Source organism: Streptococcus sp. FSL K6-1323, assembly GCF_038630745.1.
Classification (GTDB): domain Bacteria; phylum Bacillota; class Bacilli; order Lactobacillales; family Streptococcaceae; genus Streptococcus; species Streptococcus salivarius_D.
In genome coordinates, this window is sequence record NZ_CP152039.1 from 866,242 (window position 1) to 879,123 (window position 12,882).

The following is a 12,882-nucleotide window of genomic DNA, read 5'->3' on the forward strand; positions in this document are numbered from 1 at the left end:
CAGCATGAAAAAACTAAAAATACTGAGCATCATGCTCCTAGCGGCAATTTGGACTATCCTCTTTGCCTATGTCCTATTTCATGGTAGCAGTGATATTCTCTACAGTGTTATGGGCGTCTCAGTTGCAGCCTGTTATGTTTTTCTAGCCTTCTACCAAAAGAAAGGAAGTCACAAACATGAGTGAAGCGGTCCTTCAAGTCACAAATCTTGTCAAAAAGATCAAAGGTAAAACGATTTTAGATCATATTAGTTTTGAGGTGGGACAAGGTGACTGCCTTGCCTTGATTGGGCCCAACGGTGCGGGTAAGACGACCTTAATGTCCTGCATACTTGGTGATAAGAAAGCCAGTAGCGGTCAAGTCTTTATCAAGGGCAAAAAGGGGAAAGCACAAGATCAAATTGCAGTTCTCCTCCAAGAAAATACCATTCCCTCAAAATTAAAAGTTAAGGAACTGATTGTTTTTTTCCAAGATATTTCTGAAAATGGATTATCTAAGGAAGAGATTCAAGCACTCTTACAATTCAAAGACGACCAGTATCAGCAGTTTGCGGACAAACTTTCAGGGGGACAAAAACGTCTTCTTGCCTTTGTCCTCTGTCTCATTGGCAAGCCTGACATTCTCTTTTTAGATGAGCCGACAGCAGGGATGGATACGACGACACGCCAACGCTTTTGGGAAATCATCAATGACCTGAAAAAGTCTGGTGTAACCATCCTCTATTCGTCCCACTATATCGAAGAAGTCGAGCATACAGCTGACCGTATCTTGGTCCTTCATCAGGGGAAACTTATTAGGGATACTACGCCACATGCTATGCGTAGCGAGGAAAAGGAAAAACAAGTCACCTTAGCAAGTCGTTTTGCGCCAAGTCTTGACAAACTGGCAGCCATTTATGATGTGACTGAAAAACGTGATGTTGTCACCTTTATGACTAAAGATATTGAAAGTATTTGGAGTAGTTTACAAGCTCAAGGCTGTCGCATTTCTGACATTGAAATTCAAAACAAGACACTTTTAGATAGCCTATTTGATAGCACAAGGGAGGACAAGGCATGAAAGCACTACTTAAAATCGAATGGATAAAAACATGGCGCAGTTGGCCAGTCTTCATCATGTCCATAGGAATGCCCGTCGGATTCTTCCTCTTGTATTCAGGTATGGAAATGAGTCCTGACCCTGAATCACAAAAAGCCTTTATCTTGTCCTATATGTTGACCATGACTGGATTTTCTATGTCTAGCTTTGGTTTCTTTACCTTCCCCTACATGCTTAGAGAGGATCAAACCGATCACTGGTTAACTTACATCGAACATTCAAAAATCAGTATTCAATCCTATTACCTCTCTAAAATCTTTCGAGTTCTTATGAACTTTATGGTTGCTATCCTAGTGACTTTCTGTGTGGGAGCTTTTGTGCGTGATGTTAAGATGCCATTATCACATTGGCTTGGTTCAGGGGCTCTTTTACTCTTGTCAAGCCTAGTCTTCCTATCCTTTGGCTTGCTCCTTGCCCAAATTAAGTCTCAACAAATCATGGCTATCGTCGGAAATATCGTCTTTCTTGGTCTTGCCATTATCGGTGGTTCTTGGATGCCAGTAACCATGTTTCCAAAATGGGTTCAGCACATTTCGGAGTGGACACCCATCTATCATATTAATCAGTTGGTAGTCAATTTTGCGAAAAAAGGGGAATTTTCATGGAAATCACTCATTTTTATCCTGGTCTATGCTACAATAGCTACAGGCTTAGCCCTTTTTATTAAATCTTACAGAGAAAGTGACCATGTTTAGAACTTACCAGAAAAATGATTTCGCTTATTTTGTTAGTCTGATTTTCCTTGTCTTTCCAGTATTGGGAGTCTTTGGTGGGTATTTTCCAGTTTGGACCATAGTTTTGACTGGACTGTTTACCATAGCTTATCTCCTGATGGTGTATTTGAAAAAAGCTTATAGTAAGTGGATTCCCTTTCTGTGGTTTTACACTCTAGCTTACATTATCTTTATGACCCTGACCTTCCAGGGGGGGATGATGTGGTTTATTTTTTTCAACGTCAATCTTCTCGTTTGGCGCTTTGAGGATAGCATATCATCTTATCGCTTCTTATCCTTTCTAGCGACACTCTTGATTTTGACGTCATCATCCTTCCTATTGACAGACGATTTGAGCGCCCACCTCATGTCTATGGCTATTCCCCTATTTTCTTTGGGAATGTACTATTTTCAAAACCGTATGCGTCAGGAGAGAAAGATGGAAGAAGCCAACCGTACCATCAATATCCTATCAGCTGAAAATGAACGTAATCGTATTGGTCGTGACTTGCACGATACCTTGGGACACACCTTTGCCATGATGAGTCTCAAAACCGAGTTGGCTCTAAAACAGATGGACAAGGAGCAGTATGATGCTGCTAGGAAGAATCTGGAAGAATTGAATCAGATAAGCCGTGACTCCATGTACGAGGTGCGTGAGATTGTCAATAAGCTCAAGTACCGAACGGTGGCAGAGGAGTTACTGGAACTCGAGCGACTCTTTGACCTATCTGATATCGTCTTGACCGTGGATAGTAGCCTTGACTTAGACAGCCTGTCACCCGTTAGCCAGTCTACCTTGTCCATGGTGCTTCGTGAACTGGCCAATAATGTCATCAAACATAGCCAGGCCGATAGCTGTCAGATTCGTCTAAGCCGTGATCATGGTATTGTCCTTGAGTTTGAGGATGATGGTTGTGGCTTTGAGGAAGTCACTGGACAAGAACTACACAGTATCAGAGAGCGCCTCAGTTTGGTCGATGGAGACTTGGAAATTCTGTCTCAATCGCATCCAACCATTATTCGTGTACATTTAAAAGAGGGAGGAAAAGCATGAAATTATTAGTCGCTGAAGACCAGTCAATGTTGAGGGATGCCCTCTGTCAACTTCTTATGTTGGAAGACGATGTCGAAGAGGTCCATGCGGCCAGTGATGGTCAAGAAGCCATTGCTCTCTTGGAAAAAGAAGAAGTCGACGTAGCCGTTTTAGACATTGAAATGCCAGTTAAGACAGGCCTTGATGTCCTTGAGTGGATTCGAGCCAATCAAAGAGAAATAAAGGTCGTCATTGTGACTACTTTCAAACGAAAAGGCTATTTTAAACGAGCCCTTGCAGCCCAGGTGGATGCCTACGTGCTCAAAGAGCGTTCCATCAGTGACCTCATGGCGACCATCCATACCGTCCTAGCAGGTCAAAAGGAGTACTCACCAGAGCTTGTCGAAGGTGTCGCCTTTGACAATAATCCACTCAGTCAACGTGAACAAGAAGTCTTGGCCATGGTGGCCCAAGGTTCAACCAACCAAGAAATCGCTGAAAGCCTCTTTCTTTCAAATGGAACTATCCGAAATTACATGACAGCCATCCTGACCAAACTTGATGCAGGCAACCGAACAGAAGCCGTCCGCATTGCCAAAGAAAAAGACTGGCTGGGATGAGTAGAAATAGATAAGAATGAAGTCACCATATGGTGGCTTTTTTATTATCCTGTCCTATATAGAAAGTATTTTACATTTTTTCCAATATTTTGATTTATAATAGTGCTATAATTATAGATAATAATTTTGTCAATTCTAATAACAACCTCTAGATGAAAAGGAGATATCAAATGGTAGTTTCTGAAAAACGAATTGAAGACCTAAAAGGCCTAAAATTTAATGTTCCTTCATATCAAAGGGGATATCGCTGGACTGAACATGAGGTTACAACTCTTTTAGAAGACCTCTATACACATAGTAAACAAAACAGAGATTATAAGTACTGTTTGCAGCCCTTGATTGTTAAAAAGGTTTCAGATAATACTTATGATGTCGTTGATGGTCAACAGAGGCTAACAACGATCTTTATTTTTTTGAAATTTATGTCTGCTGAATTTAGTAGTGGTCGTAGAAGAAGTAATCAATATGATTACTTTGAGTTGGTTTATGAAACAAGAGAACAGAGTGCTAAGTATTTGAAAGAATTAAACTTTGACACTTATCAACAAATCGAAGATTATGATATTGATGCACATCATATCAGTAAGGCTTTTGCAGCCATAGATAAATGGGTAGAACGAAAAGACATTAATTCGGATAATGCTCTACACGATATTTATCAAGTCTTAACTGAGTCTGTTTTCTTTATTTGGTATGAAATTGATGAGACAGAAGACCCTATAAAACTATTTACCAAAGTTAACTTAGGTAAGATTCCTTTGACTAATGCTGAGCTCATTAAAGCTCTATTGTTAGATCAAACTAATTATGAATCTGAAAATGATAGTGAAAGGATTCAAAGGGGAATAGAATGGGATATTATTGAACATAGACTTCAAGAGGAATCATTTTGGAAGTTTCTTACAAATAGTGAGAATTATGTCACTAGGATAGATCTTTTGTTTAACCTACTTGAACATGAAACTTTAGAAATACCTCAAAATGATATTTATGCAACTTTTTACTCAATCTACGCAAAATATCAAAATGCTGAAAATAAATCGATTTTTATAAGTGAGTACTGGAATGAAGTCTACTTAAAATTTGAAGATTTGACCAATTGGTACAAGGATCTAAATAGATACCATTTAATCGGCTATCTCTTATCGGTTGACGATAAGAATATTGAAAAGGTCTTTGAGGCTACAAGAGGGAAGAAAAAGTCAGAAGCTTTTTATGAATTAAAAAAAATTGCTTATAAAACTTTGAAAAAAGATATAGGTTCTATCGAAGATTTTTCCTACAGTAGTAAGAAAAAAGAAATTAAGGATCTACTTTTACTGTTTAATCTCGTTACTTTGATTAATAAGAGTGAAAAACAATATCGATTTCCTTTTGATATTTATAAGAAAGAGAAATGGGATATCGAGCATATTCATGCTACGGCTGATGAGACTGCTGAGGCTGATGATAGTCTAGCTAATTTAACCTTGCTAGACTCTAATACGAATCGCTCTTATGGAAATAGCCCATTTGACCAAAAGCGTAGAATTATTCTTGAGGTTGATGCGGAAGGAAAATTTGTACCTGTTTGTACGCGCAATGTGTTCTTGAAAGTCTATAGCAATGAGGTAGATGGATTTGACGACTGGACTGATAAGGATAAAGACAGTTATATTCAAGCGATAAAACAGGAATTCAACCAATTTTTTGGAGATTATGAGGAGTAGTCATGCAAGAGATTAATGTAAAATATAACTTAAAATCATTGTTAGAAAATTATCGAGTCGTAATTCCATTGATTCAGCGAGACTATGCACAAGGAAGAAAGGATAAAAGAACTACCGAAGTTCGAAAAAAATTACTCCAGGATATAAATACTGCCTTACTTGACGCAAACGTTGGACCACTTGATTTGAATTTTATTTATGGAAAATCAACCAATGGGAAGTTTATTCCATTAGATGGGCAACAACGTCTGACAACTTTATTCTTGGTTTATCTTTTTGCCTACAGGAATAATGACGAGTGTGACTTTCTAGGTAATTTTTCTTATAAAACTAGAAAGTCTTCTACACAATTTTTCAAGAGTCTATTTGAGAACAGAAAGAATATCTTTACAGAAACAAAAAGTCCTTCCGAAATCATAACAGATGAACCATGGTTTGCAGATTCATGGCAGTTAGATCCAACTGTACAAGGTGCCTTGAAGACACTAGATGACATTTCTGCTTCTTTCGATTATGGGTTCGATTATGTTTCAATTTTATCTGATTCTAATAACCAAAAACTTGTCTTCAATTTTCTAGATATTGATAAACTTGGTTCAGAAGATGAGCTCTATATCAAACTGAATTCTAGGGGGCGTCCATTAACTGACTTTGAAAATTTTAAAGCAAGATTAATTGATAGAATAAAGAAAATAGATAGTCATTTAGAGAGGGAATTTTCCCAAAATATTGATACAAAATGGACTGATGTTATTTGGAATATTGATAAAAATGCCTTTGACACCAACTTTTTAAATTTATTTGAAATTGCGCTTATCAATAATTTAGATAGCCTGGATTATTCTAAACGTGATAATTGGACTCTTGAAATTGACTTTGAAACTATAGAAATAAGTCATATAGAAATAATTGTATCTGTTCTTGATTTCCTCTCCAAGAATAAAATGACTGATGCTTCATCTATCTTAGAATGTTCAATAGTTAACAAAACTCTGAAGGATAGGGTTTACTTTCACGTTATTTCAACATTCATTGAACATCAGGGTGATACATTAGATACTAGCTATAAAAACTGGTACCGTATCTTTAGGAACCTGATTAATAACTCAGTTATAGATTCTCAAGATTCATATGAACGGGCAATCAAGGGGATTAATGAACAAATCGAACATACTTCAGACCTGCTAGAATATCTAGCCGAGGGAAATAGAATTAATGGTTTCAGTATTGACCAAGTTGACGAAGAGATTGAAAAAGCTAAATTGATAACAGCAGATGATTCCTATAGAGAGATTATTGAAGTTGCTGAAAATCATCGCTATTTTGATGGTCAGATTCGAAGTTGCTTCTACTTCGAAGAGAATGATTTGCCAAGCAGAAAGATTGATGATATTTCAATCTATTGGAATAAAATATCAAAAATGTTTACTGAAATAGAGCCTAAAGAAGGTCTATTAATGCGGGCAGCTTTGCTAGCTCTAGGAGACTATACAATGACTACAGCTAATAATTATAAAACGCTGTATCGGGATAATTCAAATGAGTCTTCTGGGTATGCACCAAGCCTTAAAAGTTTATTTTCATCTCGAAATGAGTATGTCAAAAGATTACTTGATGAAGTAGATATTACCAAGCCACTAGATGGTGAGTATCGTCGTATTATCCAAGACAATATTAGTCATCTGACTCCTCAGGAATGGCGTTATGCCTTCATTTCTTATTATGAAACCATGTTTAGTAAAATGGATTCTTCACAATATAGAATGAAATCTCCGTTCTGGCTTAATCGGTCAGAAGAGATGTTGTTAATTCCCAATAAGAGCTCTAGTGCTAGAAACTATGATATTCATTTGATAGCCCTAGAAGAAAAACTAAAGGAATTAGGAATACAATCTTATTATCAAAGTGAGAAAGGGATTGAAAGTACCAATAGGATTCTTTATGTAAACGAAGTATATGAAGTCAGATTTCGAGGAAATCATTTTAGCCTTAATTTAATAGGTGGTGAAGAAGCAGAGGAAGAACATTTTGATCCTACGCTATCATTTTTGGATATAGCAGAATACTTGAATAATAAATTGCACTAATATTATCACAAAGGCTAGTGAAGTTCACACTGGCCTTTGTGTATTAAATCTCAATTTTTATTGTAAGCTAGTATAAAAAAGACTTGAGATAATTACGAATAGAATGAGGATAATGATATTATATTCTAGAAGTTATAATCAAGCATGAGGTCGATTAATGAAAGAAGAAAATAATTTGCAAGGGAAAACCAGTCGCCTTTTATATTTTATGTCTGAATTGGAAAAGGGGCATAAGGTTAATAAAACTGATTACCTTAAACGTTTTAATATCGCCGAGCGAACCTTTAAAGATGATTTAAGGGAATTAAAGGAAAATCTAAAAATACTTAGAGATGACATGAAAATAAAGTATTCTCGACTTGCAGGAACCTATGAGGCAGAATATAACCATGGTTATGGTAACTTAAAGTACAACCAGGCCGTCATCTTGTCTAAGATTCTTTTAGAAAGTAGAGCACTACGTGTTGAGGAAGTTAGAGAAATCATTGATACCTTTGTAGAGAGAGCTGTTGATGATAGGGAACGTCAGCGTATTAGAAACTTTACGGAACGGGAACTAGAGGAGTATAAGGAATTATCGATTTACAGGGACAATAAGAGTAAATCAATCTTGCCTCATCTATCCGCTATTTTTGATGCTATTGAGAATCAGAAGCCTCTTTCTTTTAAGTATACGAAATACCAAGGTAAGGATGCCGATTATGATGTGTTACCGGTCTCGATTATGTTTAATGACCATTATTTTTATTGTATGGCATATAAAGTTGAAGAAAAAGATGGAAGATTAAAAATAGATACAAGGAGTCTGCGTAATTTTCGACTGGATCGTTTTAAAACTGTTCATCGTTCGAAGCATAATACAGAATTAATATTAAGTTCTGAGGAATTAACTCAAATTTTGTCAGATAGTGATGTTCGTTATCATACTTTCTTGATGTTTTCAGATACGGAAAAATTTCGGATTAGATTCAGATATGTTGGTCAGTTTTGGGAAGTACTTGAAGATGATATCCCTGCACTTAAAGTTATTGAGAAAGATACAAGGAGTACAGTTCCTAGGGTAATATATGAAATTGAAACCTATGGCAGAGATAGTTTTCAACGTTATATTGATCGATTTAATGGGGTGTTTACTATACTTGAACTAGAAAAAATAAATAAGTAAAATTGACACTTATTTTAAATAGCATTTCGCAAAAAAACAGAAGTACGTTTTATACGTACTTTTTTTGTTGTATTGTTTGAAAGTATAAAACAGATGGACAATGATATGTTTAAGGTACTTGTATTGTGTATTTCTGGTGATAAAATATAGTTGTAAATAAATAATGCAAAACAAAAGTACAGCATTTATTACCAAAAGGAGGAAAGCAAAATGTCTAAAATTAGAAAGATTATTTATAGAAACAAAATGAAACTAATGGAGAACAGACACTCAACAAAAGGTGTTTATTGTCATGGAGCTAAAAAAAATAAAATAGTTTATGAGACTAATGCCAAAGCACTTCGTGCAGTAATGTTGTGTGAGGATCAAACCATTCGTACTTATTATTGTCATTATTGTGCAGGATTTCATACAACCTCAAGACCTGAACATGATGAATTAGATGATTTGTATATGTTTGCGAGAGCATATGTTTGTTAATGGTTAACACTAATAATGAACATAAACAAGGAAAACACATCTTTTCAGTGTGAAGTGTTGAAATTCATTCAATAGTTTAGGGATAAGAAATTTTATTTTAAAGGGAGAGAAATTATTATGAACCTTATCATATTTTTTACCACAATTAATGTGTTAACATTCATGGCTTATGGAATTCTTTTTTGCATGAAATTAAAAATTAAGCGACTTGAAAAAGAAAACGAAAAGATTGAAGCTCGAAGAAAGATATATTTAGCCATTTTGGAGGATGACGAAGATGCATTGTTAGCCATTATGAAGAAGGACAAAGAGTTATTGTTAGATGTGATAAATGGACTTTAATATATTTTTTCGTTTTTTAGATGAAGACTTTCATCTTTTCCATAGCTTGGTTCTAAAGCTTACAACTACTTGAAGCAATTGTTCAAAGGAATTTTTATCATTGTGTAAAGTTATGATTTATACTCACAGAACTCAAAAAAGTAATTATTCCAAATTCTTTTTAGATTGTCTATCATTAAGTCACCATATGGTGGCTTTTTTGTGCCTTATAATCTATCTAAACATTCACAAGCAAGAATGAGAGAAGTTGAAATGAGCCTCTACAGGAATATGTAGAGGCTTTGATGAATTATTGAATTGTGTCATTTTGTTTAGTGAATTAGACGGGTGGTTTTGATTTTTTCAAGTATCAAAACTATTTTCTCTTTTGAGAGAATAACACTTGGTTTCCTTTTTTAACTGCTTTATAATAGAGTAATACTAAGGTCTTCTGCTGTGATAAAGAAGGCAGATTTTAGGAGATGAGAAATTGGCTTTTTGTGTTTAGAGGACACGGTTTGTTGATTTTTTACTGTAGGAGATAGATATGGCAATGATAGAAGTGCAACATCTTCAGAAAAATTTTGTGAAGACAGTTAAGGAGCCAGGATTGAAGGGAGCTTTGCGCTCCTTTGTTCATCCTGAAAAGCAGACCTTTGAAGCGGTCAAGGATTTAACTTTTGAAGTTCCAAAAGGGCAGATTTTAGGATTTATCGGGGCAAATGGTGCTGGGAAGTCAACCACCATCAAAATGCTGACAGGGATTTTAAAACCGACATCGGGTTTTTGTCGGATTAACGGCAAGATTCCACAGGACAATCGCCAAGATTATGTCAAGGATATTGGAGTCGTTTTCGGACAACGCACCCAGCTATGGTGGGATTTGGCACTGCAAGAGACCTACACGGTCTTGAAGGAGATTTACGATGTGCCAGACTCGCTTTTCCATAAGCGCATGGACTTTTTGAATGAAGTTTTGGATTTGAAGGAATTTATCAAAGATCCTGTGCGGACTCTTTCACTAGGTCAACGGATGCGGGCGGATATTGCGGCTTCCTTGCTTCACAATCCCAAAGTTCTCTTTTTAGATGAGCCGACTATTGGTTTGGATGTGTCGGTCAAGGATAACATTCGTCGGGCCATTACTCAGATTAATCAGGAGGAAGAGACAACTATTCTCTTGACCACTCACGACTTGAGCGACATTGAGCAACTCTGTGATCGGATTTTTATGATTGACAAGGGGCAGGAGATTTTTGATGGGACGGTGAGTCAGCTCAAGGAGACCTTTGGCAAGATGAAGACTCTCTCCTTTGACCTGACGCCAGGTCAAAATCATCTAGTCTCTCATTATGAGGGCTTGCCTGATATGTCCATTGATAGACAAGGAAATACTCTCAATATTGAATTCGATAGTTCCCGCTACCAGTCGGCCGATATTATCAAGCAAACCTTATCTGATTTTGAAGTCCGTGATTTGAAGATGGTAGATACAGATATTGAAGATATTATCCGTCGCTTCTATCGAAAGGAGCTCTAAGATGGTCAAATTGTGGAGACGTTATAAACCCTTTATCAATGCAGGGATTCAGGAGTTGATTACCTATCGAGTCAACTTTATTCTCTATCGGATTGGTGATGTCATGGGGGCTTTTGTGGCCTTTTATCTCTGGAAGGCAGTCTTTGACTCCTCCCAGGAGCCTTTGATTCAGGGCTTCAGTATGGCAGATATCACTCTCTACATCATCATGAGTTTTGTGACCAATCTTTTGACCAGGTCTGATAGCTCCTTTATGATTGGGGAGGAGGTCAAGGATGGCTCCATTATCATGCGCTTGCTGAGGCCAGTGCATTTTTCGGCCTCTTACCTTTTCACCGAACTTGGCTCCAAGTGGTTGATTTTTATCTCTGTTGGACTGCCATTTTTAAGTGTCATTGTTTTGATGAAAATCTTATCTGGGCAAGGTATTGTAGAAGTGCTGGGATTAACTGTCCTTTATCTCTTTAGCTTAACTCTGGCTTATCTGATTAACTTTTTCTTTAACATCTGCTTTGGATTTTCAGCCTTTGTCTTTAAAAATCTTTGGGGTTCCAATCTACTCAAGACTTCCATAGTGGCCTTTATGTCTGGAAGTTTGATTCCCTTGGCTTTCTTTCCAAAGGTGGTTTCAGCTATTCTCTCCTTCTTGCCTTTTTCATCCTTGATTTACACTCCGGTTATGATCATTGTTGGGAAATACGATGCCAGTCAGATTCTTCAAGCGCTTTTGCTTCAGTTCTTCTGGCTTATAGTGATGGTGGGCTTGTCTCAGTTGATTTGGAAACGAGTCCAGTCATTTATCACTATTCAAGGAGGTTAGTATGAAAAAATATCAACGCATGCATCTGATTTTTATCAGACAATACATCAAGCAAATCATGGAATACAAGGTTGATTTTGTAGTAGGTGTCTTGGGAGTCTTTCTGACTCAAGGTCTGAACCTCTTGTTTCTCAATGTCATCTTTCAACACATCCCCTCGCTAGAAGGTTGGACCTTTCAAGAGATTGCCTTTATCTATGGATTTTCCTTAATTCCCAAGGGATTAGATCATCTCTTTTTTGACAATCTCTGGGCTTTAGGTCAACGACTAGTTCGAAAAGGGGAGTTTGACAAGTATTTGACTCGTCCTATCAACCCTCTCTTTCATATTCTGGTTGAGACCTTTCAGATTGATGCCTTGGGGGAACTTTTGGTCGGTTGCATTCTATTGGGAACAACAGTATCAAGCATTGCTTGGACGCTTCCCAAATTCCTGATTTTCCTAGTCTGTATTCCATTTGCTACCTTGATTTATACTTCCTTGAAAATAGCGACAGCCAGTATCGCTTTTTGGACTAAACAGTCAGGCGCCATGATTTATATTTTTTATATGTTCAATGATTTTGCCAAGTACCCGATTTCCATTTACAATTCGCTCCTTCGTTGGTTGATCAGTTTTATCGTGCCATTTGCCTTTACGGCTTACTATCCTGCCAGTTATTTCTTGCAGGGTAAGAATGGGCTCTTTGATATCGGTGGTTTGATTCTGATTTCCCTTGTCTTCTTTTTCATTTCCCTCAAACTCTGGGATAGGGGCTTGAATGCCTACGAAAGTGCTGGCTCGTAAGGGGGAAAGTAAGACTAAAATCAAGAAAGGAACTTATGATGTTTACAATTGAAGAAGTCAAGGATGAAGATCAAAAAATGGCAGTTGTTGATGAGGTTTTAAAGGATTTGCCAGAATGGTTTGGAATACCTGAAAGCACGCAAGCCTACATCGAAGGAGCCAAAGATTTGCAAGTTTGGGCAGCCTATCAGGAGAGTGATTTGACTGGATTTGTAAGCTTGTCCTATTCTAGTGAAGAGTGTGCAGAGATTGATTGTCTCGGCGTAAAAAAGCTAATCAAGGTAGAGGAATTGGGAGTCAATTGCTTGCTACTTTAGAAAGTGAAGCACGCAAACAAGTAGACTACCTACAGGTAAAAACAGTAGCAGAAGGCTCTAATAAAGATTATGATCGAACAAATGTCTTTTATCGAAGTGTTGGTTTTAAAAAATTAGAGATTTTTCCTCAACTATGGGATCCCCAGAATCCTTGCCAGATTTTGATAAAGAAAATCGTTTAAAACTTCCT

Annotated in this window: 15 protein-coding genes; all 15 read left to right on the forward strand. The window is 37.0% G+C overall.

Features of this window, described 5'->3' with window-relative positions; all coding sequences use genetic code 11:
* The first annotated feature begins 4 nt into the window (after window positions 1-4).
* The 15 genes from NST80_RS03840 to NST80_RS03910 all read left to right on the forward strand — a co-directional run bounded on the left by NST80_RS03840 (window position 5) and on the right by NST80_RS03910 (window position 12,874).
* A complete protein-coding gene (locus NST80_RS03840) occupies window positions 5-184 on the forward strand; it encodes a hypothetical protein (RefSeq protein ID WP_096833342.1) in 180 nt (59 codons plus the stop codon).
* Window positions 177-1,058, forward strand: a complete 882-nt coding sequence (locus NST80_RS03845) for an ABC transporter ATP-binding protein (RefSeq protein ID WP_138261608.1) — start codon at window positions 177-179, stop codon at window positions 1,056-1,058. The genes NST80_RS03840 and NST80_RS03845 overlap by 8 nt, the downstream gene beginning before the upstream one ends.
* The gene (locus NST80_RS03850; protein ID WP_080610623.1) at window positions 1,055-1,792 is read left to right on the forward strand and encodes an ABC transporter permease; all 738 of its coding nucleotides are present in this window, start codon (window positions 1,055-1,057) and stop codon (window positions 1,790-1,792) included. The genes NST80_RS03845 and NST80_RS03850 overlap by 4 nt, the downstream gene beginning before the upstream one ends.
* Complete coding sequence (locus NST80_RS03855) at window positions 1,785-2,867, forward strand: sensor histidine kinase (protein WP_138261607.1); 1,083 nt, start codon at window positions 1,785-1,787, stop codon at window positions 2,865-2,867. Before NST80_RS03850 ends, NST80_RS03855 begins: the two co-directional genes overlap by 8 nt.
* Complete coding sequence (locus NST80_RS03860) at window positions 2,864-3,466, forward strand: response regulator transcription factor (RefSeq protein WP_138261606.1); 603 nt, start codon at window positions 2,864-2,866, stop codon at window positions 3,464-3,466. The genes NST80_RS03855 and NST80_RS03860 overlap by 4 nt, the downstream gene beginning before the upstream one ends.
* Window positions 3,467-3,636: 170 nt before the next feature.
* On the forward strand, window positions 3,637-5,175 hold the full coding sequence (locus NST80_RS03865; protein WP_173018352.1) for a DUF262 domain-containing protein: 1,539 nt from the start codon (window positions 3,637-3,639) through the stop codon (window positions 5,173-5,175).
* Between the two features lie 2 nt (window positions 5,176-5,177).
* Window positions 5,178-7,262: a DUF262 domain-containing protein gene (locus tag NST80_RS03870; protein WP_183138180.1), complete on the forward strand. Its 2,085-nt coding sequence runs from the start codon at window positions 5,178-5,180 to the stop codon at window positions 7,260-7,262.
* Between the two features lie 157 nt (window positions 7,263-7,419).
* On the forward strand, window positions 7,420-8,427 hold the full coding sequence (locus tag NST80_RS03875) for a WYL domain-containing protein (RefSeq protein WP_084871300.1): 1,008 nt from the start codon (window positions 7,420-7,422) through the stop codon (window positions 8,425-8,427).
* 210 nt (window positions 8,428-8,637) lie between these two features.
* A complete protein-coding gene (locus NST80_RS03880; protein ID WP_084870027.1) occupies window positions 8,638-8,907 on the forward strand; it encodes a hypothetical protein in 270 nt (89 codons plus the stop codon).
* A gap of 186 nt (window positions 8,908-9,093) precedes the next feature.
* Complete coding sequence (locus tag NST80_RS03885; protein ID WP_155214083.1) at window positions 9,094-9,249, forward strand: hypothetical protein; 156 nt, start codon at window positions 9,094-9,096, stop codon at window positions 9,247-9,249.
* Between the two features lie 526 nt (window positions 9,250-9,775).
* Window positions 9,776-10,768, forward strand: coding sequence for an ATP-binding cassette domain-containing protein (locus NST80_RS03890; RefSeq protein WP_049546121.1), 993 nt, complete (start codon window positions 9,776-9,778; stop codon window positions 10,766-10,768).
* A 1-nt stretch (window position 10,769) separates the two neighbouring features.
* The gene (locus tag NST80_RS03895) at window positions 10,770-11,588 is read left to right on the forward strand and encodes an ABC-2 family transporter protein (RefSeq protein ID WP_049546120.1); all 819 of its coding nucleotides are present in this window, start codon (window positions 10,770-10,772) and stop codon (window positions 11,586-11,588) included.
* A 1-nt stretch (window position 11,589) separates the two neighbouring features.
* Window positions 11,590-12,375 (forward strand): ABC transporter permease, encoded by a 786-nt coding sequence (locus NST80_RS03900; RefSeq protein ID WP_045768591.1) that lies wholly within the window; start codon window positions 11,590-11,592, stop codon window positions 12,373-12,375.
* Between the two features lie 38 nt (window positions 12,376-12,413).
* Entirely contained in the window at window positions 12,414-12,692 is a 279-nt protein-coding gene (locus NST80_RS03905) for a hypothetical protein (RefSeq protein WP_021147220.1), read from the forward strand.
* Window positions 12,677-12,874 carry a GNAT family N-acetyltransferase gene (locus NST80_RS03910; RefSeq protein WP_231724209.1) on the forward strand — a complete coding sequence of 66 codons (198 nt, stop codon included), beginning with the start codon at window positions 12,677-12,679 and terminating at the stop codon, window positions 12,872-12,874. Before NST80_RS03905 ends, NST80_RS03910 begins: the two co-directional genes overlap by 16 nt.
* Window positions 12,875-12,882 lie beyond the last annotated feature (8 nt).

Coding starts and splice junctions, on each gene's coding strand:
- NST80_RS03840 (WP_096833342.1), top strand. CDS start 5: ATGAAAAAACTAAAAATACTGAGCATCATGCTCCTAGCGGCAATTTGG.
- NST80_RS03845 (WP_138261608.1), top strand. CDS start 177: ATGAGTGAAGCGGTCCTTCAAGTCACAAATCTTGTCAAAAAGATCAAA.
- NST80_RS03850 (WP_080610623.1), top strand. CDS start 1,055: ATGAAAGCACTACTTAAAATCGAATGGATAAAAACATGGCGCAGTTGG.
- NST80_RS03855 (WP_138261607.1), top strand. CDS start 1,785: ATGTTTAGAACTTACCAGAAAAATGATTTCGCTTATTTTGTTAGTCTG.
- NST80_RS03860 (WP_138261606.1), top strand. CDS start 2,864: ATGAAATTATTAGTCGCTGAAGACCAGTCAATGTTGAGGGATGCCCTC.
- NST80_RS03865 (WP_173018352.1), top strand. CDS start 3,637: ATGGTAGTTTCTGAAAAACGAATTGAAGACCTAAAAGGCCTAAAATTT.
- NST80_RS03870 (WP_183138180.1), top strand. CDS start 5,178: ATGCAAGAGATTAATGTAAAATATAACTTAAAATCATTGTTAGAAAAT.
- NST80_RS03875 (WP_084871300.1), top strand. CDS start 7,420: ATGAAAGAAGAAAATAATTTGCAAGGGAAAACCAGTCGCCTTTTATAT.
- NST80_RS03880 (WP_084870027.1), top strand. CDS start 8,638: ATGTCTAAAATTAGAAAGATTATTTATAGAAACAAAATGAAACTAATG.
- NST80_RS03885 (WP_155214083.1), top strand. CDS start 9,094: ATGAAATTAAAAATTAAGCGACTTGAAAAAGAAAACGAAAAGATTGAA.
- NST80_RS03890 (WP_049546121.1), top strand. CDS start 9,776: ATGGCAATGATAGAAGTGCAACATCTTCAGAAAAATTTTGTGAAGACA.
- NST80_RS03895 (WP_049546120.1), top strand. CDS start 10,770: ATGGTCAAATTGTGGAGACGTTATAAACCCTTTATCAATGCAGGGATT.
- NST80_RS03900 (WP_045768591.1), top strand. CDS start 11,590: ATGAAAAAATATCAACGCATGCATCTGATTTTTATCAGACAATACATC.
- NST80_RS03905 (WP_021147220.1), top strand. CDS start 12,414: ATGTTTACAATTGAAGAAGTCAAGGATGAAGATCAAAAAATGGCAGTT.